Origin of the sequence: Streptomyces montanisoli (assembly GCF_017813245.1) — a bacterium.
GTDB classification, from domain to species: Bacteria; Actinomycetota; Actinomycetes; order Streptomycetales; family Streptomycetaceae; genus Streptomyces; species Streptomyces montanisoli.
The window spans coordinates 56,023-82,171 of sequence record NZ_JAGIQL010000004.1; the positions used below are offsets into that span (position 1 = coordinate 56,023).

At 71.2% G+C, this 26,149-nt stretch carries 22 protein-coding genes; 9 read left to right on the forward strand and 13 right to left on the reverse strand.

Annotated features, from left to right (window positions below):
* Nucleotides 1–183: 183 nt before the first annotated feature.
* Complete coding sequence (locus JFN87_RS02320; protein WP_209338125.1) at nucleotides 184–4,392, forward strand: S53 family peptidase; 4,209 nt, start codon at nucleotides 184–186, stop codon at nucleotides 4,390–4,392.
* Between the two features lie 58 nt (nucleotides 4,393–4,450).
* Here the strand turns inward: JFN87_RS02320 and JFN87_RS02325 are convergent, their stop codons facing one another.
* Together JFN87_RS02325 and JFN87_RS02330 are read right to left on the reverse strand one after the other, a co-directional pair.
* Nucleotides 4,451–5,341: an NmrA family NAD(P)-binding protein gene (locus JFN87_RS02325; protein WP_209338126.1), complete on the reverse strand. Its 891-nt coding sequence runs from the start codon at nucleotides 5,339–5,341 to the stop codon at nucleotides 4,451–4,453.
* The gene (locus JFN87_RS02330; protein ID WP_209338127.1) at nucleotides 5,338–5,763 is read right to left on the reverse strand and encodes a nuclear transport factor 2 family protein; all 426 of its coding nucleotides are present in this window, start codon (nucleotides 5,761–5,763) and stop codon (nucleotides 5,338–5,340) included. The genes JFN87_RS02325 and JFN87_RS02330 overlap by 4 nt, the downstream gene beginning before the upstream one ends.
* 125 nt (nucleotides 5,764–5,888) lie before the next feature.
* On the opposite strand from JFN87_RS02330, the gene JFN87_RS02335 reads away from it, so the two are divergent.
* Complete coding sequence (locus JFN87_RS02335; protein ID WP_209338128.1) at nucleotides 5,889–6,482, forward strand: TetR/AcrR family transcriptional regulator; 594 nt, start codon at nucleotides 5,889–5,891, stop codon at nucleotides 6,480–6,482.
* A 55-nt stretch (nucleotides 6,483–6,537) separates the two neighbouring features.
* On the opposite strand, the gene JFN87_RS02340 is transcribed toward JFN87_RS02335, so the two are convergent.
* From JFN87_RS02340 to JFN87_RS02360, 5 genes are all read right to left on the reverse strand, one after another.
* Nucleotides 6,538–7,050, reverse strand: coding sequence for a thioesterase family protein (locus tag JFN87_RS02340; RefSeq protein WP_209338129.1), 513 nt, complete (start codon nucleotides 7,048–7,050; stop codon nucleotides 6,538–6,540).
* Nucleotides 7,047–8,051, reverse strand: a complete 1,005-nt coding sequence (locus tag JFN87_RS02345) for a 3-hydroxyacyl-CoA dehydrogenase NAD-binding domain-containing protein (protein ID WP_209338130.1) — start codon at nucleotides 8,049–8,051, stop codon at nucleotides 7,047–7,049. The genes JFN87_RS02340 and JFN87_RS02345 overlap by 4 nt, the downstream gene beginning before the upstream one ends.
* Nucleotides 8,052–8,108: 57 nt before the next feature.
* Complete coding sequence (locus JFN87_RS02350) at nucleotides 8,109–8,996, reverse strand: beta-keto acid cleavage family enzyme (RefSeq protein WP_209338165.1); 888 nt, start codon at nucleotides 8,994–8,996, stop codon at nucleotides 8,109–8,111.
* Nucleotides 8,997–9,085: 89 nt separating this feature from the next.
* The gene (locus JFN87_RS02355; RefSeq protein ID WP_209338131.1) at nucleotides 9,086–9,985 is read right to left on the reverse strand and encodes a TetR/AcrR family transcriptional regulator; all 900 of its coding nucleotides are present in this window, start codon (nucleotides 9,983–9,985) and stop codon (nucleotides 9,086–9,088) included.
* 128 nt (nucleotides 9,986–10,113) lie between these two features.
* Nucleotides 10,114–14,208, reverse strand: a complete 4,095-nt coding sequence (locus JFN87_RS02360; RefSeq protein WP_443732198.1) for a carboxypeptidase regulatory-like domain-containing protein — start codon at nucleotides 14,206–14,208, stop codon at nucleotides 10,114–10,116.
* A gap of 136 nt (nucleotides 14,209–14,344) precedes the next feature.
* Between JFN87_RS02360 and JFN87_RS02365 the strand changes: the two genes are divergently transcribed.
* Entirely contained in the window at nucleotides 14,345–14,560 is a 216-nt protein-coding gene (locus JFN87_RS02365) for a hypothetical protein (protein WP_209338170.1), read from the forward strand.
* 367 nt (nucleotides 14,561–14,927) lie between these two features.
* On the opposite strand, the gene JFN87_RS02370 is transcribed toward JFN87_RS02365, so the two are convergent.
* Complete coding sequence (locus JFN87_RS02370) at nucleotides 14,928–15,122, reverse strand: DUF397 domain-containing protein (protein WP_209338133.1); 195 nt, start codon at nucleotides 15,120–15,122, stop codon at nucleotides 14,928–14,930.
* Complete coding sequence (locus JFN87_RS02375) at nucleotides 15,119–15,988, reverse strand: helix-turn-helix domain-containing protein (protein WP_209338134.1); 870 nt, start codon at nucleotides 15,986–15,988, stop codon at nucleotides 15,119–15,121. The genes JFN87_RS02370 and JFN87_RS02375 overlap by 4 nt, the downstream gene beginning before the upstream one ends.
* 248 nt (nucleotides 15,989–16,236) lie before the next feature.
* Here JFN87_RS02375 and JFN87_RS02380 point away from each other — a divergent pair, with 248 nt between their 5' ends.
* A complete protein-coding gene (locus JFN87_RS02380) occupies nucleotides 16,237–16,881 on the forward strand; it encodes a hypothetical protein (RefSeq protein WP_209338135.1) in 645 nt (214 codons plus the stop codon).
* A gap of 71 nt (nucleotides 16,882–16,952) precedes the next feature.
* Here the strand turns inward: JFN87_RS02380 and JFN87_RS02385 are convergent, their stop codons facing one another.
* A complete protein-coding gene (locus JFN87_RS02385; protein WP_209338136.1) occupies nucleotides 16,953–17,309 on the reverse strand; it encodes a hypothetical protein in 357 nt (118 codons plus the stop codon).
* A 239-nt stretch (nucleotides 17,310–17,548) separates the two neighbouring features.
* Between JFN87_RS02385 and JFN87_RS02390 the strand changes: the two genes are divergently transcribed.
* The gene (locus tag JFN87_RS02390; protein ID WP_209338137.1) at nucleotides 17,549–17,986 is read left to right on the forward strand and encodes a hypothetical protein; all 438 of its coding nucleotides are present in this window, start codon (nucleotides 17,549–17,551) and stop codon (nucleotides 17,984–17,986) included.
* 175 nt (nucleotides 17,987–18,161) lie between these two features.
* On the forward strand, nucleotides 18,162–18,872 hold the full coding sequence (locus JFN87_RS02395; protein ID WP_307865262.1) for an IMP cyclohydrolase: 711 nt from the start codon (nucleotides 18,162–18,164) through the stop codon (nucleotides 18,870–18,872).
* A 215-nt stretch (nucleotides 18,873–19,087) separates the two neighbouring features.
* Here JFN87_RS02395 and JFN87_RS02400 read toward each other — a convergent pair whose 3' ends face one another.
* A complete protein-coding gene (locus JFN87_RS02400; protein ID WP_209338138.1) occupies nucleotides 19,088–19,819 on the reverse strand; it encodes an SDR family oxidoreductase in 732 nt (243 codons plus the stop codon).
* A gap of 70 nt (nucleotides 19,820–19,889) precedes the next feature.
* Here JFN87_RS02400 and JFN87_RS02405 point away from each other — a divergent pair, with 70 nt between their 5' ends.
* On the forward strand, nucleotides 19,890–20,747 hold the full coding sequence (locus JFN87_RS02405; protein ID WP_209338139.1) for a LysR family transcriptional regulator: 858 nt from the start codon (nucleotides 19,890–19,892) through the stop codon (nucleotides 20,745–20,747).
* Between the two features lie 208 nt (nucleotides 20,748–20,955).
* On the opposite strand, the gene JFN87_RS02410 is transcribed toward JFN87_RS02405, so the two are convergent.
* Nucleotides 20,956–21,435 carry a MarR family winged helix-turn-helix transcriptional regulator gene (locus JFN87_RS02410; protein WP_209338140.1) on the reverse strand — a complete coding sequence of 160 codons (480 nt, stop codon included), beginning with the start codon at nucleotides 21,433–21,435 and terminating at the stop codon, nucleotides 20,956–20,958.
* A gap of 104 nt (nucleotides 21,436–21,539) precedes the next feature.
* Here JFN87_RS02410 and JFN87_RS02415 point away from each other — a divergent pair, with 104 nt between their 5' ends.
* A complete protein-coding gene (locus JFN87_RS02415) occupies nucleotides 21,540–22,436 on the forward strand; it encodes an alpha/beta fold hydrolase (protein WP_209338141.1) in 897 nt (298 codons plus the stop codon).
* A gap of 123 nt (nucleotides 22,437–22,559) precedes the next feature.
* Nucleotides 22,560–24,491: a Xaa-Pro dipeptidyl-peptidase gene (locus tag JFN87_RS02420; RefSeq protein ID WP_209338142.1), complete on the forward strand. Its 1,932-nt coding sequence runs from the start codon at nucleotides 22,560–22,562 to the stop codon at nucleotides 24,489–24,491.
* Nucleotides 24,492–24,550: 59 nt separating this feature from the next.
* Here the strand turns inward: JFN87_RS02420 and JFN87_RS02425 are convergent, their stop codons facing one another.
* Nucleotides 24,551–25,957 carry an APC family permease gene (locus JFN87_RS02425; protein WP_209338143.1) on the reverse strand — a complete coding sequence of 469 codons (1,407 nt, stop codon included), beginning with the start codon at nucleotides 25,955–25,957 and terminating at the stop codon, nucleotides 24,551–24,553.
* Nucleotides 25,958–26,149: the final 192 nt, after the last annotated feature.

Sequence of the window (26,149 nt, forward strand, 5' to 3'; positions counted from 1 at the left end):
AGCACCCTGCCTCCCGCGATTCCCGTGTGCCCGGGCCCACGCTATCGCGTGGCCAGGATCGGTCATTGACCGGTAGCGGCCACGGTGATCCCTCGCCGAACATGCATGGCCCCTGCAAGAGTTTCCGGCGCCCCGCCAAGTCCCCGGGCGACCCGCCCAGCCCAGCAGGAGTGATCAACCCCGATGTCATCCAGAAGGAAACCCGAACGCCCGGGCATACGCCCCGGCATACGCCCGGGTACGCGTCCCGGCATACGCCCGGCCGGACTCGTGGCGGCCCTCGCCACCTCCGTGGCGCTGCTCAGCGCCCCTGCCGCCCACGCGGACCCCGCCACCGGCCACCACTCCGTACGCCTGACCGCCGGCGCCCTGAAGAAGCTCAGCGACCGCTACACGCCCCGCACGGACGGCACCCCCGGCCTGGTCGCCGCCGCCAGAGCCGCCTCCGGCGGGCCCTCGGGAGCCGGCGCCGTCAACGACACGCCGTCCCAAGGGTCGGGGACCGTTAACGGCGCCAAGGCCGCCCCTCGCAGCACCACGGCTGACTCCGGCTCCACCACCGGCTTCCAGGAGGAGAGCAGCTGGGAGACGCCCAGGGGAGCGGCCTCCACTCTCGCGCTGCACGGCACCTCCGACTGGGTGGGCGTCTTCAGCGGCGGCGAGGTCGCACGCTACGACGCGAACGGCAAGCCGGTCTGGCAGCGCACCAGCCACTCCCTCTACAAGGACTGGCAGGTCAAGCCCGTAAACGCCCGGCAAACCGAGGAGTTCTCGCCGGTCCTCTACCAGGGCTACGATCCGTACGAGCCGAGTTCGCTCGGCACCCACCCCTTCGCGCAGGCCGACTTCACCCACGACGGCGTCGACGACATCGCCGTCGCCTACAACGTAGGCAAGTCCCCCGCTCGGTCCTTCACCTCTCCCGGCTCCGACCTCCAGTACGGCACCTTCGTGTCCCTGCTGGACGGCCGCACCGGAGCGATGCTGTGGCACACCCTGCTGCCAGGCAGCGTCGGCTCGCTGACCGTCGAGGACGGCAAGCTCATCGCCGCCGACGCCACGGGACCCGACTGGGGCAACGACCCGGTCGCCGAGCAGGGCGACAGCCGCAGCTCCCTCATCGCGTACAGCTTCCACGCCGCGGCCAAGTCCAAGCTGGCCGGCAAGAAGGCATGGACCTACAGCACCAAGGCGCCCTGGGCGCTGTGGAGCGACGTCGAACCCGCGGGCGACGGCCTCGTCACCGCCGGCTGGACCGACACCCCGATGGGCCTCGGCAACCCCAGGCCCGCCGACGGCCACGTGGTCGTCGTCGACACCGGCACGGGCCGCGCAGTCTCCGACACCAAGACCCCCGGCTACCCGCGCATCGTCAAGCGCGACCCGGGCTCCGACCGCATCCTCGTCGCCGAGCAGAACGACCCGCTCGACGCGGTGGGCTGGGACCTGACCACCGTGGGCATCACGTCGGGCAAGCGATCGGTCATCACCCACCGCTCCGGCGTCATCCCCGAGGCGCTCGCCGTCAACACCGGCGCACACGGCAAGCAGCCGCGCTACGCCGTCGCCGAACTCGGCATCAACGCCGACCTGACCGACGGGCAGAGCTCCGTCTCGGCGCTGGACAAGCACGGGAAAACCACCTGGACGCACCAGACGTCGAGCACCATCGGAGGCGCCAACGCGCCGACGCAGTCGCTCACCTACGACAGCAGGGGCCACGGCAGCGTCTACGCCGCCGTCGCCGACGCGGGCCCGGAGACGAGCAAGCGGCCCGAGGCGCCGGCACACAGCCGGCTCATCGCGTTCGACGCACGCAACGGCCGCACGGCCTGGCACAAGGACGGCAGCGTCGTCGCCAACCAGGTGACGCCCTACCACGGCGGCCTGCTGACCGTCGGCTACGACCTGACCGCCTACCGCACCAACCCGGCCAACGGCAAGGCCACCGCGCTTCCGCTGCTGGCCGACACGTACGCCGCGGTCGCCACCGACGTCAACGGCGACGGCGTCAAGGACCTCGTCGTCGGCGGCGAGAGCCACGGTGTGTTCGCCCTCGACGGCCGCACCCTCAAGGCCACCCAGCCGCGCATCCTGTGGAAGAGCGCCGTCGACGCCTCGGTGCGCCAACTGCGCATCGGCAAGCTGAAGGACAGCGCGGGCCACACCGCGCAGCGCGTCGTGGCCGCCACGTCGCACGGTTTCGCCGTCCTGCGCCCCGGCGACGGGAAGATCACCGGCCAGGTGGACACCGGCACGTTCCAGCCCGGCGTGGCCGTCGCACGCGGCTCCGTCGTCGCCTCCGGCAGCACGCTCACCGCCTACACCTCCGACGGCGCCAAGGTCTGGAGCTACCGGCCGGCCGGCACCTCGGGCAAGGACGTCCGCTACTCCGTGCCCGCCACGGACGCCGACGGCCGCCTCTACCTGGAGTACGGCGGCGCGCGCAGCGCGATCGGCACCGGTACGACCGACCCGGCGCCCACGGCCGTCGCACTCGACGCCACGAACGGCAAGGAGCTGTGGAGCGAGCAGCCGAAGTCGGCCGCCGCGGCCTGGATCGAGCAGCAGTCCGGCGTGTTCGCCAGCCCGTACATACCGGGCGCGGACGGTCACGGCATCGCGTTCGCGTTCGGCGGTGACGCGCTGTCCACCGGCGCCCATCTCGTCCAGATCGTCGACGGAGCCACGGGCAAGGTGCTCTCCAGCGACGACTCCACTGGCTCCCCGACGTTCCAGGGCTTCGCGGCCTCCCCGTCGTACGGGCTGGTCGAACTGCACACCAACCTCATGACGGTCTACCCGGCCGACGGTGGGGCGCGGTTCAAGGTGCGCACCATGGCCAACGTGTTCCAGGCCGTGTTCGCCACCACCACCGGCGGCAAGGAGGTGTTCGCCGCCGGGTGGGGCGGCGGAGTGGGCGCCTACGTTCTGCCGTTCCCGAAGGACGACTCGCAGTACACCTCCGCCGACAGCGAGCAGTTCGCCCTGTTCGCCGGCTCGGTCACGCCCGCCGGCCTTGGCAAGGGCAAGGGGACGGACCTGATCGCGCTCCAGCGCGACTGGTCGGCCTACGACCTCAACCAGCAGGTCGGCGGCTTCGGCGCCGACTCCTTCGCGGTCGACAGCTACCAGCACGGCATCAGCGTCGAGAAGGTGACAGGGCAGGACACGGCGGGAACGGCCGCACGGAAGACCACCGGGACCACCGAGACCGCCAAGACCACCCAGACCGCGCCCACGGCTCCGGCCGCCGCGCAGACGGTCGAGGTCAGGACCCTGCCCATCGGCAACGCCGTCGCCCCGATGCACGTCCAGCGCTCCCTGAAGGCCGAGGGCGCGAACGACACGGAGACGACCGCGGGTTACACACCGCAGCAGATACGCGCCCGCCTCGGGCTCACCGGTGACGGCACGGGCCAGACCACCGCGATCACGGTGGCGTACGACTACCCCGGCGCCAAGGCCGACCTCAACCACTTCGCCGGGCACTTCGGGCTGCCGCAGACGTGCGACAGCGTCGCCAAGGGCACCGACTGCTTCGACTTCGAGCAGGTGTACGCCGAAGGTGCCAAGCCGCAGGCGAACGCCAACTGGAACGAGGAGGCCGCGCTCGACATCGAGTGGGCCCACTCGGTGGCGCCCAAGGCGAAGATCGTCCTGGTGGAGGCGGCGGACGCCTCGGCCGCGGCCCTCAACCGGGCCGTCGACACGGCGGCGTCCTACCACCCCGCCGCAGTCAACGCCAGTTGGGGCATGCCGGAGTTCTCCGAGGAGTCCTTCTACGACGGCCACTGCAAGCTGCGGCAGTCGGTGTGCACCCAGTCCACCGGCGACGCCGGCTACCCGGCCGGCTACTCGAGCACGAACCCGTACGCGCTGGCCATCGGCGGCACGCACCTCGTGCTGGGCGACGACGGCTCCACCCAGAGCGAGACGGCGTGGAGCTCGACCGGCGGCGGCCTGAGCTATTTCGAGAGGCGCCCCGCCTACCAGGACGGCGTGCAGTCCAGCGCCTACCGCGCCACCCCTGACGTGTCCTTCGTCGCCGACCCGCGGACCGGAGTCGCGGTCTACACGTCGGCCACGGGTACCGCGCAGTGGCTGGAGGTCGGCGGCACCAGCCTCTCGTCGCCGATCTGGGCGGGCATCGTCACCGCCGCCGACCAACTGCGCGCCGCGGCGGGCGAGAAGCCGCTGGCCGCCGCGGGCGCGGGTGGGGACACCGCCCACGCCGCCGTGTACGGCCTGGGTGACGCGCTGAGCGACGTCACCGCGGGCTCGAACGGCGCCTGCGGCAGCGAGTGCACGGCCGGCACCGGCTACGACACGGTGACCGGCCTCGGCTCTCCGAAGTCCGGGATCGACGCGGCACTGGCCGCGGCCAAGTAGCCGCGCCGCACCGCCCACGACGCTGGGCCCGCTCCGGGGGGAGCGGGCCCAGCCTGCGTCATGAGGAGGGCGTGCCCGTCCTGCCCTGCTGCCTGTCCCACTCACGCTCCACCACGGTGCGGAAGGAGTGCGGGGGCCGGCCGGTGACGCGCTCCACGGCGTCGCTGGTGCGGTCCTCTGCGCCCTCGGCGATGGAGCGCTCCATGTCCGCCAGCATCGCGGCGAAATCCCGCGGGACCTCCGCCGCGAGGCGCTCCCGCAACTGCTCGTGGGTCACATGGCGGTGCACCACGCGGCGGCCCGTGGCCTCCGTCATGATCGCGGCGATGTCGTCATGGCTGAGGGCCCGCGGCCCCGTGAGCACCAGGTCGGTGTTGAGAGCGCGATCGGCGGTCAGAGCCTGTACGGCAACGGCGGCGATGTCGTCGGCGTCGACGAACGCGACGCGCCCGGCGCCGGTGGCAGTGGTGATGGTGCCGTGCTCCCGGATGCCGCGCGCGTGCACGTGGCTCCCGGTGAAGTTCTGCATGAACCAGGACGGCCGCAAAACCGCCCACTCGTCGAACAGCCCCGGCAGGGCCTCGTGCACGGCCCCCACGGCGGGGCCGCCGCTCGCCACCGCGGAGCTGCTGAGGAGCACCGCGCGGCGTACCCCCGTGTCGCGCGCACGCCGCAGGAAGGGCAGCATCACCTGCGCCGGGTCGAAGTCGCCCACGGGCGGCGTGAGATGGACGCGGTCGACGCCGTCGAGCGCGGCGGCGTGCGTCGCCGGGTCGTACCAGTCGAAGCGGACCGCCTCCGCCTCCGCCTCAACGCCCGTGCCGGGGCCCGCACCCCTGCTGGCGGCCTTGACGCGGTGACCTGCGGCGGTGAGCCGGGCGGCGACGCGGCTGCCCGTGGTTCCGGTGGCGCCGATCACGAGAGTGGCGGCGGTGGGAGTCGCCGTCATCGCGCGCTCCCGACGAAGTCGGCGCCGGGCTCCTGAACGGCGAGGGGGTTCCAGTAGTCGCGGTACGAGGTGATGTGGCCATCCGCGACGGTCACGACGGCGATGTAGCGCATGTCGAACGGGTCGCCGGTCCGTACAAGGCGGCCGGCGCCGCGCATCTCGACCACGCTCGTCGCCGGGTCGGTGGTCTCGTGGATCCGCACGTCGGGGAAATCGTGCAGGTCGATGTGGTCGGGATAGCCACTCATGTAGGCGGCCACCGCCTCCCGTCCCTCCAGCAGCCTAGGCCAGCCAGGGGGCGCGAAGGGGAACTCCATGGTGCCGTCCTCGGCCCAGAGGCCGGCAAAGCCGTCCATGTCCTTGGCCAGCAGCAGCCGCAGGCCGTGGCGGTAGAGATCCGCCGGTGAGGTGTGTGCGGGCACGGGGCTCGCTCCTTTTCGATACGATGCGGAACGCAGATGCGGACCGGTGGTCCGGTTTCTACAATACGGACCCGGGGTCCGCTTCGCAAGCGGTGAAGCGGCGCACGACAGACCGGAGGAGACGCATGGCCGAGCGCAAACCCCGCAAGGACGCGGCCCGCAACCGGGCGGCCGTCCTCGCGGCGGCCGACGACCTCTTCGCGAGCCGCGAAGGTGCCGAAGAGGTCACGATGGCGGACATCGCGGCGGCCGCGGGCGTGGGAAAGGGCACCTTGTTCCGGGCCTTCGGCGACCGCGTCGGCCTGATCCGCGCGCTGTACCAGGCACGCCTCGAACCGTTCGGAAAGGCGGTCGAGACGGGCCCACCGCCCCTCGGGCCGGACACTCCGCCGCTCCAGCGGCTGCCTGCCGTGCTGGACGCCCTGCTGTGCTTCAAGCTCGACAACCGGCAACTCGCGCTGGCCCTTGAGGGCGCAGGGAGTGGCAGCCCCTACCAGGCCGGGCACTACGAGCAGTGGCACACGCTGCTGCGTACGGTGCTGGAAGGCGTCCCCGGCTTCGCGGACGGCGGCGCGGACGCCGGCTTCGCCGCGCACGTGCTGCTCGCCGCCACCCGGGCCGACCTCGTCGAGCACCTGGCGGGCCAGGAAGGCGCCACGCGCGAGGAACTGCGGGCCGGACTCGCGGCGTTCACCGCCAGGGTGCTGGGCGGGGCGTGACAACGGGCCGGGGCCCTGCTCGGGGCCCCGGCCCGTTCCCCTGCACGCAGGCCGCTTACTGGGGGTGTGCCTCGTCCTGTGCCCTCGGTACGGGCCCGATGGCGCGGCCCGCCCACTCCGGCGGCGCCTCGGTGAGCGCGTCGAACCTCTCGCGTACGGCGTCGGGGAGCGGGGCGGCGTGGCCCGCTTCCTGGTCCACATGGATGCCGAGCAGCTCGATGGTGGCGACGGGCGCACCGTCCCCGGCGTCGGCGCCGCTGCCGTCGGCGGGCCGCACGCGCATCTCGTGCGCGAACCGCACCTTCTTGGCGTCGACGCCAAGCACCCGGGTGCGGATGGCCAGTTGGCTGCCCTCCGCGACCTCACGCAGATAACGCACGTGGGCCTCGGCGGTGTAGAGCGAGCAGTTGCTCTGCTCCCGGTAGCCGGGCCCAAGGCCCGTCTCGATCATCATCGCGTCCGTCGCGTGCCCGAAGGCGAGGACGTAGAACGCCTCGCTCATGTGCCCGTTGTAGTCGATCCACTCGGGCCTGACGGTGGCGCGGAACAGCGGCAGGCGCTCGGTCATGCGTCACCACTCCGCTCGCGGGCGGCCACGGATCCCGCACCGCTCAGCCGGCCCGTCGCGCGCAGCACGTCGATGACGCCCTGGTCCCGTTCCGCGACGAGCTGCGCGATGGTGCGCCCGTCCGCGGCCTCGTCGCAGCCCTCGACCATCGCCGTACGCAGCGCGGAGTCCAGCTCCGGCGCCTCCAGACGGGTCCACGGCGACTTCAGCGAGGGGCCGAAGTGGTCGAGCATGTGCCCCATGCCGCCCTCGCCGCCCGCGAGCGCGAAGGTGAGGCACGGGCCCATGAACGCCCAGCGCAGGCCGGGGCCTTCGGTGATGGACGCGTCGATGTCCCGTACCGTCGCCTCGCCGTTGTTCACCATGTGCAGCGCCTCGCGCCACAGTGCTTCCTGGAGGCGGTTGGCGATGAAGCCGGGCAGCTCGCGGTCCATGGTGATGACGGACTTCCCGGCGGCCTCGTAGAAGCGGGAGGCCCACTCCACGGCCGCTCTGTCCGTGCGCTCCCCGCCGACGACCTCGACGAGCGGTATCAGGTAGGGCGGATTGAACGGGTGCCCGACGAGCAGCCGTCCCGGGTTGGCGGCCCGCGTCTGCATGTCGGTCATCGGGTAGCCCGAGGTCGACGAGGCGATCACGGCCTCCGCGGGAGCGGCGGCGTCGATACGGGCCAGCAGCTCGCGCTTGAGCTCGAGCTTCTCCGGCGCGCTCTCCTGCACGAACTGGGCGCCTGCGACGGCCTCTTCGAGCGTGGACGCCACGGTCAGCCGCTCGGTGGAGGCGCCTTCTGCGAGGCCGAGCTGGGTCAGGGCGGGCCAGGCGGCGTCGACCAGGCGGCGCAGCTTCTCCTCGGCGTCCGGGGCGGGATCCCAGGCGGTGACGGAGTAGCCGCGGGCGAGGAAGTGGGCCACCCAGCCGCCACCGATCACACCGGCGCCGACACAGGCGACATGGCGTACTTCCTCGGGCGGGGGTGGCAGCGGGATGTGCGGTTCGGTCATGGTGGGGTCCTTGGCGCGTCGTGCGATGGGGGAGAGGGGGGGACGGGATCGGGGGAGTCACGACCGGGGCTTGAGCCCGAGCCGCTGCCTGGCCTCGTCGGGCGTCGCCACCCGTGCGCCCAGCAACTCGGTGATCCGCACGGCACGTTCGACGAGCTGCCCGTTGGTCGCCTTGACGCCCTTGCTGAGGTAGAGGTTGTCCTCAAGCCCCACCCGTACGTTGCCGCCGAGCAGGATGGACTGGGCGACCCACGGCATCTGCATGCGGCCCAGCGCGAAGCTCGCCCACTGCGCGCCCTGCGGCAGGATGTCGACCATCGACTTCAGCACGCCGGGCTCGGCGGGCGCGCCCCACGGGATGCCCATGCAGAGCTGGAAGACCGTCGGATCGTCCAGCAGCCCCTCGGCCAGCAGCTGCTTGGCGAACCAGAGCTGTCCGGTGTCGAAGATCTCCAGCTCAGGGCGTACGCCCAGCTCCTGGATGCGCTTGGCGCCCGTGCGGAGCATGTCCGGGGTGGAGACGTAGAGGTTGCTGCCGTCGCCGAAGTTCAGCGACCCGCAGTCGAGGGTGCAGATATCGGGCAGCAACTCCTCGACGTGTGGCAGCCGTTCGATGCCGCCGACGAGATCCGTCCCGGGCAGGTGGGTCAGCGGCTTCTCGGGGTCGATGACGAGGTCGCCGCCCATTCCGGCGGTCAGGTTGATGACGACGTCCGTGCCGGTCTCCTTCACCCGCTCGACCACCTCGCGGTAGAGGCGGGGGTCGCGGGAGGGCGCCCCGGTCCCGGGATCGCGTACGTGGATGTGCACCACGGCCGCGCCCGCCTCGGCGGCCTCCGTCGCGGAACGGGCGATCTGCTCGGGTGTGATGGGGACGTGCGGGCTGCGGCCCACGGTGTCCCCAGCGCCGGTGAGGGCGCAGGTGATGATGACCGAGTCGTTCATGGGCATGGGGGATCCTCCGCTCGTGCGGTTGGGGTTTCGGATGCGCGCGAGGCGCTGCCTACTGCGCGCTGCGTACTGCTTGCTGCGTACTACGCGCTCAACTCGGTGTCGACGTAGGCGAGAAGCGCGGTGTGCATGTCGTCGGCGCTGGTGCCGCCGCCGTCCGGGGCGCCGGGTCCTTCGCCGGTCGGCGAGGCCAGCACCTGGGCGGCCAGGCCGTCGATCATCGCGGTCAGCCGCAGGGCGCTGAACTCCGGGTCGACGTCCCGGAAGACGCCCTGCGCGATGCCCCGTGCGAGCACGTCGGCGACGGTCGTCCGCCACTGCCGGTAGTACTCCACGTGCAGCCGGCCGATGGCCGTGGAGCGCGCGGCCTCCGCCCACAGGTCGAGCCAGACCGTCCACTGCTCCCGCCGGCGCGGGGTCGTCGGCGTCTGCAACTCGATGAGCTGGCGAAGCTCGTCGGCCGCGCTGTCCGCCTCGGCGATGCGGGCGGATCGGCGGGCGGTGTCCTCGTCCATGCACCAGCGCACGGCGGCTTCCAGCAACTCGGCGCGGCCGGGGAAGTGGTAGTGGATGGCGGCCGTGCTCGTCCCGCAGGCGTCGGCGATGTCGGAGACCCGTACGGCATGGAAGCCGTGCCGGGCGATGAGCCGCACCGTCTCCCGGACGATCTGCAACGGGCGCCCGCCCTCGGGCCCGGCGCCACGCGGTGCGGCAGGGACGGCCGGGGTGGCGGAAGGGGTGGTGTGTTCCGCAGCCGCCGCCGGGTGCCCGTCCGCCCCCGAGCCGAGCAGCCAGCCCGCGTCCACGCTGCCCGCGTCCGCGATGCGCGCGAGCTCCGCGACGGTGAACCGGCGGGTGCCACGGAGCGACCGGGACAGTTTCGACGGGTCCATCACGATGCGCCGCGCGAACTCCCGCTGGCTGCAACGGGCCGCGCCGATCACCTCGCGCACGCGCTGCGCCACTTCCTCGTGCTGCTGCATGGTGAGCCACCGTAGGGCCACGTTGAGGAAAACGCAATCGCACCTCCTCGTAATACCTGCCAGACGCGCGATTGCGGTACTGACTGACGCATCAGTCAGTACCGCAACGGCATCGCGAGCGGCAGGCGTTACGCCTTGTCGAGCGTGTAGTTCACCGTCACCGTCCGTCCCTTCTTGAGCCTCGCCCTGGAGGTCGTCGGCTGGTAGCCGTCCTTCGCGACGATCAGGGTGAGCGGGTTGTTACGGGTGTCGAGCCAGAGCTGGTACGTGCCGTCGGCGCCGGTCTTGAGCGTGTAGTGGGTGGCCCACGAGTCGATCTGGACCGTGGCGCCTGCCAGCGCGGCGGTGCCGCCCTTGCCGTCGGAGCCGAGGACCTTGCCGGTGATCTTGCCCCAGGTCCTGGGCGGTGCCACCGTGAGGGTCACCGGGACGCTCGGCAGGGCGTAGGGCGTGTCCGAGGACAGCAGCAGCTCGGCGCCGTAGGCCCCGGGCTGGGTGATGTCCGGGATGGAGGCGTCCAGTGTGACGGCCACCGTGGCCGTGCCACCGGGCTTGAGTGTGACGTGCTCCTTGCCCTCGGACAGCCAGCTGACGTCGCCGCCGCCCTGCTGGTCGTAGCCGGGGAGCAGTTCGACGGTTCTGATCGGCTGACCGTTGCCCACAGCGCCCCCGACCTTGTAGAAGCCGGACGCGCCACCGCCTCGGTAGCTCGCCTGGTTGGCGTTGGGCAGGGCGGACCAGGCACCGGCCGCCGGGTCGTAGGCGAACGCCTTGTTGGTCAGGGCGGTCCCCTCGACCCCCGCGGTCACCAGCAGTTGGCCGTTGGCCGCCGTGTACGACGAGGCCCAGAGCGCGGCGGGCAGGTCGGGCAGCGCGCTCCAGGAGTCGGCCGCCGGGTCGTAGACGTAGGCGGAGACCAGGGCGCCGCCCGCGTCGGAGTTGCCGCCGGCGCAGTACAGCTCACCCTTGACGGCTCCGCACGCCTCCCAGGAGACCGGTACCGGGTAGGGCGCGGCGGTCGACCAGGAGTCGGCAGCCGGGTCGTACACGTTCACCGCGGTCGACCCGCAGGCGGACGCGGTGCAGCCGCCGACGGCGTACAGCTTGCCGTCGAGGACCGCGGAGCCGGATCCGGCCAGCGGGGACGGCTCGTCGGAGCCGGTCGTCCAGGCGTCGGTCGCGGGGTCGTAGATCTCCAGCTTGCCGTCGGGGTCGCCGCTTGCGCCCCAGCCGCCGGCGATGTACCACTTGCCGCCGACGAAGCCGTGGGCAGGCGACTCGCGGGTGTCGCTCGCCGAGGCACCCTGCGTCCACGCGCCCGTGTCCGGGTCGTAGCTGTGGAGCGTCTTGACGTCGGCGGCGCCGTCGAAGCCGAAGGCCGCGTAGACCTTGCCGTCGTGCGTGTCGGCGGCCAGGTCCTGGAGGTTCGTCGGCAGATCGCCCGCGCTCTGCCAGGCGTCGGCGGACGGACCGGTCAGGCTCGGCGTGGCCTTCCTTGAATGGTGGGCCGCGGCCGACAGCGGCGAGAAGTCGCCCTTGACCCTCTGCAGCGGCGCGCCGTGGCCTGCCGGTGTGACGGTGCCGGAACCCTCGGCGATGTCGAGGGTCGCCGGCTCGGATCCGGTGTTCTCGACGGTCAGTCGCTTCGTCTTGGAGCCGCCCCACTTCACCGAGGCGCCGATCTTGTCCGGGGTGACCTTGAGCCGTCCCGCCTTGAGCGAGAAGTTGGCCTTGGCGGCCGAGTCGGCCGCGACGGTCACCTGCTTGGTGAGGTCGGCGTACCCGTGCTTCGAGCCGGTCAGCGGCTGCTTGCCGGCCTTGGCGAACGACCAGTAGAAGCCGTCCGGCAGGTTCGGGTCGTCCAGCGTGGCCGCCGTGGCCGCCTCGACCGGTGAACCGTCGGCGCCGCTGACGTTCGCGGCGACGAGACCGTCCTTGGTGTTGGCGTCCGTGACGACGCCCTCGACGAGGCCGCCGGGCCGCAGCTGGGCGATCCGCTGCCCCACCATGACGTCGTCGACCTGCCACCACCAGGCGAAGTGGCCGGTGTAGTGGAAGCGCAGCCGGACCGACGACTTGCCGGCGAAGTCTCCGAGCGGGACCGTCACCTGCTGCGGACCCGCGACGTCCTGCGCCGGTGCGGTCCACACCGCCGTCCAGGTCTTGCCGCCGTCCGAAGTGGCTTCGACGGTCGCCTGCTGGCCGGAGTACGACTTGTAGTCGGTACGGAACGACATCTCGGGGGCCTCGGCGCCACTCAGGTCATAGACCGGACTGACCAGGGAGGTGTCCTGGGTGGACGAGCTGCCGAGGTGGTCGCTGTCCACGATCGCGAACGCGCCGTCGCCACCCGTCTTGTTGCCCCGGCCGCCCGGGTCGTCGAACTCCCAACCACCCTCGGTGTCGGATGCGTTGACCACGCTCCAGCCTTCCGGAGCTGTGGTGGTGGAGTCGAAGGGCTCCGTGGTGCCTTCGTCCTTGAAGGTGTAGCCGGGCGTCCGGCTCGCGAACGGGTCGACCGGAACGGAGACACTGGCGGAGACGTCCGCGTCCTTGACGGTGACCTTCTTGGTGGCGGGCCGGTAGCCCGGGTAGGCGCTCGTCACGGTGAGCGTGTAGTCGTGGTCCGACGGCAGCGGAAGCGCGTACGCGCCGGTCGCCGGGTCGGTCCACACCGACGCGTCGTCGCCCACACTGACACGCGCGTACAGCGGCCAGCCGTGCCCGGACCCGTCCGTCACCCTGCCGGACACGGTCTCGCGCGCGACGGCGGTGAGGGCGACGTCCTTGGTGACGGCGGCCCCGTCGTCGACCTTCACGGCCGGTGTGGAGGCGGTGGCATAGCCGAAGGCGTCGACGGAGAGACTGTAGGAGCCCGGCGTCAGGGTCAGGGAGTACGTCCCGTCGGCGGCGGTCTTCGCCCGGACGCTGGTGTCGCCGGCCGTCGCGGTCACGGTCGCTCCGGACACCGCCTTGCCGGTGGCGCCGTCCGTCACGGCGCCCGACAGGCTGCCGTGCGCACCTTCGGTGAAGGCGGCGACACCGTGCGGGGTGCCGAGACCCGTCGGGCCGTCGTAGCCCGTGGCCGCGGTGCACAGATAGGCCGGACTGCACGTGCCGTTGCTACCGCTGGTGACGTCGTTCAGCGTCCCGTCGGCGGCCGCGTAGGGATAGGAGTTGGGGTACGTGCTGGCCGCGGGCGAGCCCGCCGCTGCGTACACGCCCGCGATCAGCGGCGAGGACGCGCTCGTGCCGCCGTACACGGCCCAGCCGGAGCCGCCGTACGTGACGTACACCGACACACCGGTGACCGGGTCGGCGACCGCCGAGACGTCCGTCACGGCGCGCTTGTCGCAGCCGGTGTCCGTCTGGAAGGCGGGCTTCGCCTCGTAGGCCGAGCAGCCCGAGCCGGGGCCGCCGTAGCTGTTGTGCCACACCGACTCGGCCCAGCCGCGGTCCGTGCCACCGTCCCGGCTCAGCGCGGTGCCGCCGACCGACGTGACGTAGGGCGACGCGGCGGGGTACGCCACGCCGTACGCGTCGTCGCCCGATGACGCGACGACCGCCACGCCCGGGTGGTTGTAGTACGGGTCGTACGCGGTGGCCTCGCTCGGGTCCTCACCGCCGCCGGAAGCGGTGTAGCTCGTGCCGTACGAGTTGGAGACGTACTTGGCTCCCAGCGCCACGGCCTCGTCCACGGCCGAGCCCAGGTCCTCGAAGGACGCGCTGTCGGCCTCGACGAGGAGGATGTGCGCGTTGGGCGCGGCGGCGGAGACCATGTCCAGGTCGAGGGATATCTCCCCGGCCCAGCCGGAGTCCGGCGCCGGGTAGTCGGTGCCTCCGCGCTGGTCGACCTTGGTGAAGCAGCCGTCGTCGGCGGTGCAGGCCGGCAGGCCGTACTGCGCGCGGTAGACGGCGAGGTCGGCCTCGGCGTTCGGGTCGTCCTGCGCGTCGACGACGGCGACCGTTTGGCCGGCGCCTCCGTTCGCGGGCAGGTCGTACGCGGACTGGAGATCGGCCGCCCCGAACCCGCTGGGCGTGGCGTCGCCCTTCAACAGCCCTTTGACGGGGCTGACGTCGGTGCGGCGCAGGGCGTAGCAGGTCGCGTAGCCGGGCTTCGGCTGAGTGGTGCAGGCAGGCTCCACCTTGGAGGACTTGCCGTGCACGGACACCTGGGCGGCACCCTTTGCGGGCGCGGTCGGTGCGGTATGGGTGGTTCCGATAACGTTGTCAACGGTCGTGGATCGGGCCGCTTGCGCGGTGGGTGCCTGCACGCCGACGAGTACGAGTGCGGCGGCGCCCAGTACGGCCGACAAGGCCGAAATCCGCTGCCCGAGGGGTCTCCTGGGGGGTCTCGGCTTGAGCGATCTGTTCAAGATGCTCTCCCTTGAGGTGCACGAACTCCGCGTGATGTGTGCGGAGGTCGTGAAGAAGGAAATCTTCCTGACCATTGACGATGAACGGTCAACAAAAGTCAATGAGCTTGCAATGAGCCGGAGTTGTCCCGCCGGCGCGCCTGGCGCGAACCCGCTTCTTCGCCCGCCGGGCGCGCCGCAGGTGGCGAGAATTCGGTGAAACGCGTCGAGGGGACGGGCGCAAGAACGGCAATGCGCCAATCCCGGCACGCCGGCACGGCGGCACGCGCCGCGTGGCTCCGGGGCCGGGCGTCCCGCAGTCGCTGACGCGCGTCGGGAATGCACAAAAAAGGTCGGCGCTGCCGAAGGCCGAAAAACGCCGTCGTGTCGAGAAATCCACGCGCGGAGAATCGGAGGGAATGCGGAATCTCGGATTTCGTATGAGGTGGTCGGCTCGGTCCCGAAGGTTCTCGACCGCATCCTCCTCGGCCGGGCAGTGGCCGAAATTAGCAGCCACCGCCGGCTCGGCCCCGGGCGGCTCGCCCGCTACCTCATGGCGGTGCGCAACGGCATCGCCGTCCAGGCGTTCAGCCGGCGTGCGCGGCGGCGAACCCGACGAACGCCCGCCAGGCGTCGGCACGGGTGGTGAGGCCGGGACGGCTCGTGTCCTTGGAGTCCCGTACGTGGACGCTGTGCACGGCGTCGGCCACCTCGACGCACTGGCCGCCTTCGCCGCTGCTGTAGGTGCTCTTGAACCACGCCAGTTCCGCCGCGTCCTTCATGACTCTCCTAGCAACGCCTCGACGAAGGCCATTGACTCCCGCGGAGTGAGAGCCTGGGCCCGGATGATCCCATACTGGGCCTCCAGCTCTCGAACTGCACCCCGTTCCGTGAACAGTTGGCTGCTCCTCTGCGCTTCGGTGTAGCCGATGCGCTGCCCCTTCGCCGTTTCGATCAGCGTGAACGGCCCGGCGAGCCCGGCATGGTCTTCCCGATCCAGGGGCATGACCTGGATCTCGATGTTGCGCTTCTGCCCGATGAGCAGGATCTGTTCAAGTTGGCCCCGCGCAACTTCCCGGCCGCCGATGGGCCGCCGAAGGACCGACTCCTCGATGACGAAGCTCATCAGCGGGGCGGGCCAGCGGGAGAAGACGTCCTGCCGGAGCAACCGGGCGTTCACGCGCTGCTCGATCGTCTCCTGGCCGAGAACCGGGCGTCGCATGGTGAAGACCGCCCGTGCGTACTCCTCCGTCTGCAACAGGCCGTTCACGACATGGGTGTCGTAGACGTGCAACTCGACCGCCTCCGCCTCCAGCCGCGCCGCGTCGCGGAAGAACGCGGGGTACTGGGAGCGGGCCAACTCGTCCTTCATCTCGGACAGCACGCCACCGCCGTCGAGCAACTCGTCTGCCGCGTCGACGAACTCGGGCGGCGGAATCCGGCGCCCCTGCTCGTAGGACGCGATGGTCGACGGCGAGTAGCCCGTGCGTGAAGCGAACTCCGGGCGCTCGATGCCCGCCCTCAGACGCAACCGTTTGAGCTGCCGTCCGAACACGCGCACGATGCCCGTGCTCTGCTCGGGCGACAGCCCCGGCTCCGGCTCCGGCTCGGCGGAGCCGTCCTCCTGCTGTTGCAGCACTTCGCTCATGGTCACTCCCACCTCCTACGGACAACGCGCATCCCCACCCGGTGGATACGCCTCACCCCACCGACAACCGCCGGACGATCGCGTACCGCGTCCGCGTGTATGCGTGGATTGTCATGGGGCGCGCAACGTTCCGGCACAGGCCCGTAACAGGGGCTGACCTGGGCTCCAGTCGTCTGACACGATCGTTCGGAAGCGGGTAGGCGTGATATCGCCGCCTCGCCACCCCCACACGGAAAGAGGGAAGTCTCATGAGCCTCAGGACCCTTGGCCGCGGAATCCTGCCGGTTGCCGCCCTCGTCACCGCCGGACTGACGCTCACCGCCTGCGGCCCGGGAAACAACGACGCTTCCGGTTCAGCCACCCCCTCCTCCTCCCCGTCGGCCTCCTCGCCCAGCTCCCCGGCGCCCTCCCCGTCGTCCAGCCCTCCCAGCGCACCGAGCTCGTCGCCGGCGGGCTCCGGCGGCTCATCCGGCTCGGGAGGGTCCGTCTCCGAGTCCGTCCCCGGGGTGATCGACTGCGGCAAGTCGCTCTCCAAGCTGGAGATCCGCCCGAAGTCGATCCTCCTCGCCTGCAGCGACAGCACCGCCGGACTCCAGAACCTGACCTGGAGCCACTGGGGCCGCAACACCTTGACGGGCAGCCCGGACGACGGCCCGACGCCTTCCGCGACCGCGACGGCCACGGGCGAGTTCTTCCTGAACGACTGCGACCCCGACTGCGCGACGGGGCACGCACACACCTACCCGGTGAAGGTGACGCTGTCGGTGGTGAACAGCTCGCCGCTGAAGAGCGGCGACACGTACTTCGCCCGTGCGTCGCTCACCTGGCAGGGCGCCAAGCCGCCGGCCGGTACGAAGACCACGTTCGTCCTCCAGGACCCCACCGCGTCGTAGCGCCGGGCGCGCTGCGCTGCCGCGTCCCTGGCCGAGCCATCCGTGCTGCGGGCTCCGCCGCTGCGGCAAGGTCAGAAGCTGATGACGGTGGCCTGTTCGAGGGTGAAGCGGAGGAACTCGTCCCGGGCCACCCGAAGGTTGAGCCCGCGCCTGGCGAGGTCGTCCGTGACCCCGTCAACGCGAGCAGCATTGGCACAGGCCCCTACAACGACACCGTCCGCGATCAGCTCGTCGATCTGCCCGTTGAACGTCGCGACGGCCTCCCCGCCATCCTTGCCGCTCAGGCGGCGCTGAGCCGGCCCGAAGCAGAAGACCTCGACTTCGCTTCCATGCCCGGGGGCGATCTCCTGGATGCGCTGCGCCACCCGCGTCCCTGTGGCAAGCGAGTCATCATCGTCATGGAACACATGAATGACAGTCTTGGGCATCGCGCGCCTCCCGCTCGTTCGCAGTTTCTCGGGCGATCTGAACCCTAGCTGGTTCTCATATAACAAGACTGTGTGTCTCGCGATTCAAAACGCCTGCGTGCTCGAGCGGGGCGCTCGGGCGAGGCCAGCGGCCGATCACCATCCGGCCGCCGATCGGCGTACGTCACCATGGTCTGCCGAGCGGAACAGTATGTGGTCGCCCGGTAGGAGCGGCGGTCTGTCGGTGGGGGTGGGAGTCCGTGGATCAGAGCGAAGACCAGATCTTGGCTGAGGAGCTTGCTGCTCTCGGCGCGGTTGGGGGAGCTAGTGGTCGCTTGGTCCGGGTGGCGGCCAAGCTGATGAGGAAGAACATCCATGAGGTCGACTTGCTTGTTCCCTTGCCTTTTGACGAGACGGTGAAGCGCGTCTCGGGTGTGCTCGGGAAGGCGGGCCACATTATGGAAACCGTGCCAGTTCGCCTTGGTGAGGACGAGACCATTCGCATCGTCGCCGGCGGCGGTGTCGGCGGTCTCAATCCCGTAGTGGTGACCGCGCGCGTGCTGAAGGCCGATGGGGACGGCTCGGAGGTCTGGCTTCGTGCGGTTGCCGCGGAGGGTCTGATCAGGCAGCGAGCCGGGGAGAAGACCGCCGTCCGTCTCGCCGCCCAGTTGAGCATGGCGACCGGCGCGGGCGGGTGAGCTGTCCGCCGCGCCATTGCAAAGAAGCGCGACGAGATCACCAACCGTACGAAGCGCGGCTCCCAGCCCGTCCGCTACGAGGCGACAGCCTTTGCCCAGGGCATACCTCCCTGATCCGGTTGGATGTCGTCGACAGCCTCGCGCGATGCGTGGGGGTCACCGTGAAATCGGAGGGGTGCTGAGCTCGGTGAACGGGTTGAACGAGGTACTGGCGGACAACCACTACCCCGGACGCGGGGTCCTGTGGTGCCGAACTGGTGACGGCGACACGCTTGGCGCGTACTTCCTCACGGGACGAAGCCGTGCCTCCCAGGCCCGCGCTCTGCGCCGCACGCCGGAGAGTGAGCTGATCGTCGCCCCATCGGAAGCGCGCGCGCACGACCACCTGCGTCACTATGTCGCCGCCCGCCAGAGCGGCCGCTGGCTGGTCTTCGGCAACGGTGAACAGGTCGCCACGGTCGCTGAGCGGCTCGACTCAGGGCTGGTGCCCGCCCTGGCCCTGGACGGGCTGGACTACGAACCGGACCCACCGATCTTCACGCCCCGCCTCACCGTCGTCGCTGACGGCCGGGACGCCGGGCAGGCGTGGTTCGGCGCCGCACGGCACAGCAGCGGGACACGCACGGCTACCAACCGGTTGACCTTGCAGGTCAGTGGTCTGGCGCCCGGTGAGGGAGTGCTCATGTCGACCTACCGGTCCGACGGGCACGCGGTCGCTACCGGTGAGCCGCTCGCCGAGGTCCGCATCGCCGCCGGTAACCGAAGCGGCCTCCTCGAAGAGTTGTGGACCTCCCTGCCGCTCCAGCTTCGGATTGCCGCAGCGGTCTTCTCGCCCGGCGGTCTCGCGGAGGCCGACATCCGGCAAGCGGCGCCGGCACAAAGCTGAAATCGGCCGGGCACTCAGCCTGGAGCCACTCAACTCCTTGGGTAGCCTGGCTAGTCCCCGGCGAAGACCACGTAGCTGCCGGGAGTCGCGGCACAGGCTTCCAAGTAGGCGGCGAGGGTACGTATCGCTTCAGCTTCGGAGTCGTCGGTGCTCGGACGCGTTGTTCGAGCCGGCCGACGCTGTCCTGTGCGGTGACCGGTTCCCGGACAGGCGGCTCACCAGGGAACCGGTCCGTGCTCGTCGAAGAAGCCGCCGGTCGGCCCGTCATCGGGCAGCGTGGCGAGCCGGACGACCACGGCCGCGCCATCGGCCGCGGTGCGGGTGAGGCCCGGGAACGCGGTGGTGAGGTCGGTCGCACACGGCCCCGGATCGGCGGCGTTGACCAGGATGTTGCGGCTGCGCAGTTCCTTGGCGTACTGCACGGTCAGCGAGTTGAGTGCCGTCTTGGACGGGACGTACGCGGCCAACGGGGGCCGGGTTGTGAAGTAGTCCTCGGGGTCGGTCATCCGGGCGATGGAGCCCAGTCCGCTGCTGACATTGACGATCCGGGCCGCGGGGGAGCGGGCGAGCAGCGGCAGCATCGCGGTGGTCACGCTGATCACGCCGAACACGTTGGTCTCGAACACCTCGCGTACAGCCGACAGTTCGACACTGCCAGGGCTCTGGGCGGCGAGGTCGCCAGAGATGCCGGCGTTGTTGACCAGGATGTCCAGCCGGCCGAAGCGCCCCTCGATCCAGCGGGCGGCGGACAGGACGCCGGCGCGGTCGGTGACGTCCAGGGTGACCGGGTACACCCGCGGGCCCAGGGCGGCTGCGGCTTCCGCGCCGCGGTGCGGGTCGCGCGAGGCCAGCAGGACGTTCGTGCCGAGCGAGGCGAGCCGGGCTGCGACCTCGCGCCCGATGCCCTTGTTGGCGCCGGTGACCAGGGCAGTCGTGGTTTCTGTCATGCGTTCAGCCCACCACGGGAGCGGCCGGGAGTTCCAACACCGACCTGGTATGCGGCGATACCGTGCGGGTATGGAAAGACTGGAGGTCCGCGAGCTCGTCTACTTCACCGCTGTCGCCGAAGAACTGCACTTCGGTCGGGCGGCCGCCCGGCTGGAGATGACCCAACCGCCGCTCTCCCGCGCCATTCAGCAGCTCGAACGACGGCTGGGCGTAGCCCTGTTGGAGCGTGGCAGCCGCCGGGTCGCACTGACCGAGGCGGGGGCCGTCCTGCTCCGCGAGAGCCGTACGGTGCTCGACGCCGCGTCGGCCGCGGCGCGCCGCACCCGGCGGGCCAGCCGCGCCGACCCGCGTCTGGTGCTGGTCATCAAGCCGGGCGGCGACGGTGGCCTGCTGCCCGCGATCCTCGACGCCTATCAGGCTGAGCCGGGTGCGCTGCCGGTCGAGCTGGTGTGCAGCTTCGGCGAGCGTGAGATCCTCCTGCGGGAGGGCCGTGCCGACGCCGCCCTGCTTCACCGCCCCCACCCCGACCTCACCGGCCTGGACACCCAGGACCTCCTGGCCGAGACTCAACTTCTCGTGGTGCCGAGTTCGCATCGCCTCGCGGGCCGTACCCGGGTCTGCCTGAACGATCTCGCCGGAGAGACCCTGCCGCGCTGGCCGGGCGCACCTGGGGGTGGCTCACACGGGCCCGAGGTCCACGATCTTGGGCAGCTTCTCCACCTCATCGCCTTGCGCCGCATGGTCGCCGTCCTCCCCTCCTCCATCCGCGACCAGCTCCGCGACGACCTGGTCGCTGTCCCAGTCGATGATGCCGAGCCCACCACGCTCGTCCTCGCCTGGCCCGAGCACGCCACCTCCCCAGCCCTGGCCGCCTTCGTCCGCGCGGCAGCCGCCGTGGCGGGCGAGGCGACCGGCCACGGCGGGTAGAGCGGGAAGAGCGGGAAGAGCGGGAAGAGCGGGAAGAGCGGGAAGAGCGGGGAGACGCGCGGGGTGGGAGGCGCCCTCTCGCCCATGCTCGCAGGCGTGCGAACACTCCAGGACGCCCTCACGGCCACCGTCGAGATCACACCTGGAGGCAGAATGACGGGCACCGGACGGCGAACCAATCACGCGCTCGACAATCCGAGTCAAGCCACTAGGACGGCTCGCCGAGGTCGCGGGCCATCCAGGCGGGGGTGTCGAAGCGGACGGGGGAGGCGCCCGCCAGGGTCGTCAGGTGCGTTTCCATGCGCTCGAGTTCCGCGGAGCCGATTCGTCGCGCCCAGCGCTCGCGCAGTTCGTCGAAGACCTCCTCGCCCTGGCGCAGCACCTCGAAGCCGAGATCGGTGACCTGGAGGCGCTTGCGGCGGCCGTCGAGGGGGTCGGCCTCGCGCGTCACGTATCCGCGTTCCCGCAGGACCGCGACCGTCTTCGCGGCCGCCTGCTTCGAGACCGACAGGCGGCGGCCGAGGCGCGTGGCGTCGTCGGCGCCCGCGGCGATGGCGCGCATGGCGAAGTCGTGGACGGGCCGTACGTCCTGGTGGCCGCGCCGGGCGAGTTCGGCGGTCGCCTCGTCCACCAGCGAACGGAAGCCCCCGAGCAGCAGCAACGCGAGATCGGCACCGGAGCGGGACATGGCAGCAGCGTACGGGGTGCGGCAGGGCCGGGCATCGCGCCCTTGCAGCTGGACAACCTGGTTGACTATTATGGGTAACCCGGTTGTCCAAGTGAGGAGCTGCGATGACCACGACGACCACGACCACAGCCGGCGCGACCATCCCGGGCGTCACCCACCACCGTGCCGACGTGAACGGAACCACGCTGCACTACGTGGCGGCGGGGACCGGCGGGTCCCCGATCCTGCTCGTCCACGGGTTCCCCGAGACCTGGTGGTCCTTCCACCGGCTCATCCCGCTGCTCGCCGCCCACCACCGCGTGTTCGCCGTCGACCTGCGCGGCTTCGGCGACTCCGGCAACGGGCCCGGCGCGTACGGCAGCGCCGCCACGGCCGAGGACCTGCACCTGCTGATCGACCGGCTGGGCGTGGGCCCCGTGCACCTCACCGGGCAGGACATCAGCGGGGCGAGCGTGTTCCGCCTCGCCACCACGCACCCGGAGGGCGTCCTCAGCCTCACCGCCATCGAGACGGGCCTGCCCGGCTTCGGCATGGAGGCACTGGCGGACATCACCCACGGCGGCGTCTGGTACATTGGGGTCCTCGCCGCTCCCGGCGTCCCGGAGATGCTGCTGACCGGCCGCGAGCGCGCGTTCCTGGAGGAGTTCCTGTTCCCGGCCCTGAGCGCGGTTCCAGGAGCGATCACCTCGGCCGACATCGACGAGTTCGCCCGCACCTACGCGCGGCCCGGCGGATGGCGCGGCGCGATCGGCCTCTACCGGTCGATGCTGCGCGAGGGCTCCGAGATCATGGCCCTCGCCCGGACACCCGGCCTGAACGCGCCCGTTCTCGCGGTCGGGGCCCGCGCCGGCTCCTTCACGCTGGACACCCTGGCCCGGGCCGCGTCGAGCGACGTGAGCTCGGCGTCGCTCGACGGTGTCGGCCACTACGTCGCCCTGGAGGCCCCCGACGAACTGGCCAGAGTCATGGAGGAGTTCACGGGACGCATCGACGCGCCCTGAGAAGGCGAGGCGCCCTGAGAAGCCGAGGCGCCCCGAGAAGCCGAGGCGCCTGGCGCGAATGGGGCTTGTGGGGGACGCGGTGGCTGCGGGAGAGTGCGCCCGCCAACCCCCAGGAGGTAGTGCGTGCGGAACTCATCCCGGCGAACCCGAAGAGTCCTCGTCTCGGTCGCCCTCACGGCAGCCCTCGGCACGGCGGGCCTGCCCGCCGCCCACGCGGCGCAGAAACCTTCCATCAAGGTCACCGCCGACGGCACCCAGCCCGTCTTCTCCTACCAGGACGCCATCCGCGAACACGTGAACGTCCAGTCGAGCGTCGACTCCGACCGCGACGGCAAGAAGGACCTGATCAGGGTCGACATCATCCGGCCGAGGGAGAGCGGGCCCCGGTTCCGGGTGCCCGTGATCATGGACGAGAGCCCGTACTACGACAACCTCGGACGCGGCAACGAGTCCGAGCGCAAGACGTACGACGCCCATGGCGATCCGGCCAAGTTCCCGCTCTACTACGACAACTACTTCGTGCCGCGCGGTTACGCCGTCGTCGAGGTCGACATGGACGGCACCACGAAGTCCGACGGCTGCCCGACCTCGGGCGGCGCCTCCGACGTGCTCGGCGGCAAGGCCGTCGTGGACTGGCTGAACGGCCGCGCCACGGCGTACGACGCGCACGGCAAGCGTGTCAGGGCGGACTGGACGAACGGCCGCACCGGCATGATCGGCAAGTCCTACGACGGGACGCTCGCCAACGCCGTCGCCGCGACCGGCGTGAAGGGCCTGGAGACGGTGGTGCCCATATCCGCCATCAGCTCCTGGTACGACTACAGCCGCATGAACGGGACGCTGTTCGCGCGCGGCGAGGAGAACGGCCTCGCCGACACCGTCGACACCGACCCGCCCGCCAAGTGCGCCGCCGTCCGCGAGGACATGGCCGCCGGGCAGGACGACGCCACCGGCGACTACAACGCGTTCTGGAACGAGCGTGACTACCGTACGGGTTCCGTCGCCGACGTGAGCAAGGTGCACGCCGCCGTCTTCGCGAGCCAGGGCCTGAACGACATGAACGTCAAGCCCAACCAGTTCTCGACCTGGTGGGCCGGTCTTGCCGCGCACCACGTGCCGCGCAAGGTGTGGCTGTCGCAGTACGGGCACGTCGACCCGTTCGACTACCGGCGCGACGCGTGGGTCGACACCCTGCACCAGTGGTTCGACCACTGGCTGTGGCGCCTGCCCAACGGCATCATGAAGCAGCCGCGCGTCGACCTGGAGACCGGCCCCGACCAGTGGATCACCCAGGCCGACTGGCCCGCACCGCACGCCACCGACGTCACCCTGCGGCCCGGCGCGAACGGCGCGCTCGGCCTCGCCCCGTCCGCCGGCACCGCCACCTACACCGACACCGCGCTGTCCGAGGCGGACGCCGTGAGCGACCCGACCGCCGCACGGCCCGGCCGCCTCGCCTACGCGACCCCGCCGCTGCCCCGGGACGTACGCGTGTCCGGCACGCCGAATGTCAGCCTCAAGGTGAGCCTCGACAAGCCGACCGCCAACCTCGGCGCGCTTCTCGTGGACTACGGGACCGACACCCGCGTCAACTACCTCGGCCCCGGCGCCGGGGTGAAGACCCTGACCACCGAGGACTGCCACGGCGAGTCCACCGCCGTCGACGACGCCTGCTACCGGCAGGTCGTCACCGACACCGTGACGTCCGACGTCAACGTCGTCGCGCGCGGCTACATCGACGCGCAGAACCGGAACTCGCTCAGCCACCCGTCCGCGCTGAAACCGGGGAAGTCCTACCGCGTCCGCTGGGACACGCTGCCGCAGGACTACCGGTTCAAGGCCGGGCACCGGCTGGGCCTCGTGCTCCTCGGCACGGACGACGACATCCAGAGCGATCACGCCACCGGCGCCTCGGTCAGCGTGGACCTCGCGGCCAGCGGGATCACCCTGCCGATCGTCGGCGGGGACGGGCGGCTCGGCCGGCTGCCCGCGCCGCGCGCCTGGCACGGGCCGTCACATGTGGTGCTGCCCGCGCCGCACCGGTCCTTCAAGTAGGGCCTGCGCATCGGGCTCCGTGAGGCGTGGCGCCCCGCGCCTCACGGAGCCCGCGCGCCTCACGGCGTCCGCGCGTCCATCTCGTCGGACGGTGGCGACAGCACGTCGTCCGACGGGCCGCCCCGGTGACCCGTCACGTACCGCGCCACCGCCACGGCGATGCCCACCGCCAGCCAGCACGCGCCGACGACGAGGGCCAGGTGGCTCGCCTTGACCAGCAGCGCGATGATGATCGCCACGCCGAGCGCCGGCACGACGGTCGCCGCCGTCCTGACGCCCGCGGAGCTCGACCTGGTCTCGCGCCGCACCACGAAGTAGCCGAAGACCGACGCGTGCAGCAGCACGAACGCGACCAGCGCGCCGACCGTCACCATGGACGACAGCGTGTCGAGGCCGTTGGGCTGCGTCGCGGCCCAGATGGCGAGGATCAGCGTCGCGGCCGCCGACACGAGGATCGCCGTGCGTGGCGTGCGCGTGCGCGGGTTGACGCGGCCGAGCCAGGACGGCAGGTGGCCCTGGTTCGCCATCCCGTACATCAGGCGGCTCACGGCGGCCTGCGCCACCAGCGCGGAGAACACCGGGCCCACCGCCTTGACGGCGCTGACCGTCGTGCCGAACCAGCCGCCGATCGCGTGCCTGATGACCGTGTAGAAGGCGGTGCCCTGCTCGTCGGGGTGCGCGGCCAGGTGCTGCGGGCTGACGTCGCTGACCAGGTCGGCCAGGTACGTCTGCGCCACGAACAGCAGGCCCGCGAGCGCCAGGCAGAACAGCACGGCCCTGCCGACCTGCCGCGAGCTTCCGGTGTTCTCCTCGGCGAACGTCGCGATCGCGTCGAAGCCGAGGAAGGACAGCACGGCCACCGAGACCGCGCCGAGCACGCCGCCGATCGCCAGGTTCGACGTACTGGCCAGCGGGGAGAGCCAGCCCCTGCTCGGGCCGTCGTGCACGAGGACGACGATCGCGCCGACGATGAACATCGCGAGCACGACCACCTCGATGACCAGCATGATCATGCCCACGCGCGCGGCGATGCCGACACCCGCGAGGTTGAGGGCCGTGAACACGATGATGCCCACGCCCGTCGCGAGCCACGTCGGCACGCCCGACACGAGGGAGTGGGTCGCGATGCCGGTGAAGAGCGCCGCGACGGCCGGGATGAAGAGGTAGTCGAGCCCCGCCATCCACCCGGCGAAGAAGCCGGGCCAGCGGCCGAGCCCCGCCGTCGCGTACGCGGAGACCGAGCCGGCCCGCGGCACCGCACGCGACATGCGCGCGTACGACCAGGCGGTGAAGCCCATCGCGACCGTGGCGACGACGAAGACGAGCGCGGTGGCCCCGCCGCTCTTGGCGTCGAGCACGCCGAAGACGCCCATCGGCGCGGTCGGGCCGATGAACAGCAGGCCGTAGACGATCAGGTCCTTGACCGACAGCGTTCGTCGCAGATGGATCGGGGCCTCGGATGCCATGGGGGGAGCTCCAGGTCGGGGACGTACGGAGCGCCAACGCGCTGTCGTCCTGATTCATTCCAGGGACCTACCACAAAGGGAACAAAATAGCGGAAGGCAGGGCTAAAGACCAGGTGAGTGGGCGAGGTGGGGCCTGGCCCACCGCGTGCACGGAACAAAGCGCGAGCGCCGGCGGTTGGTGGCGGTGACCAG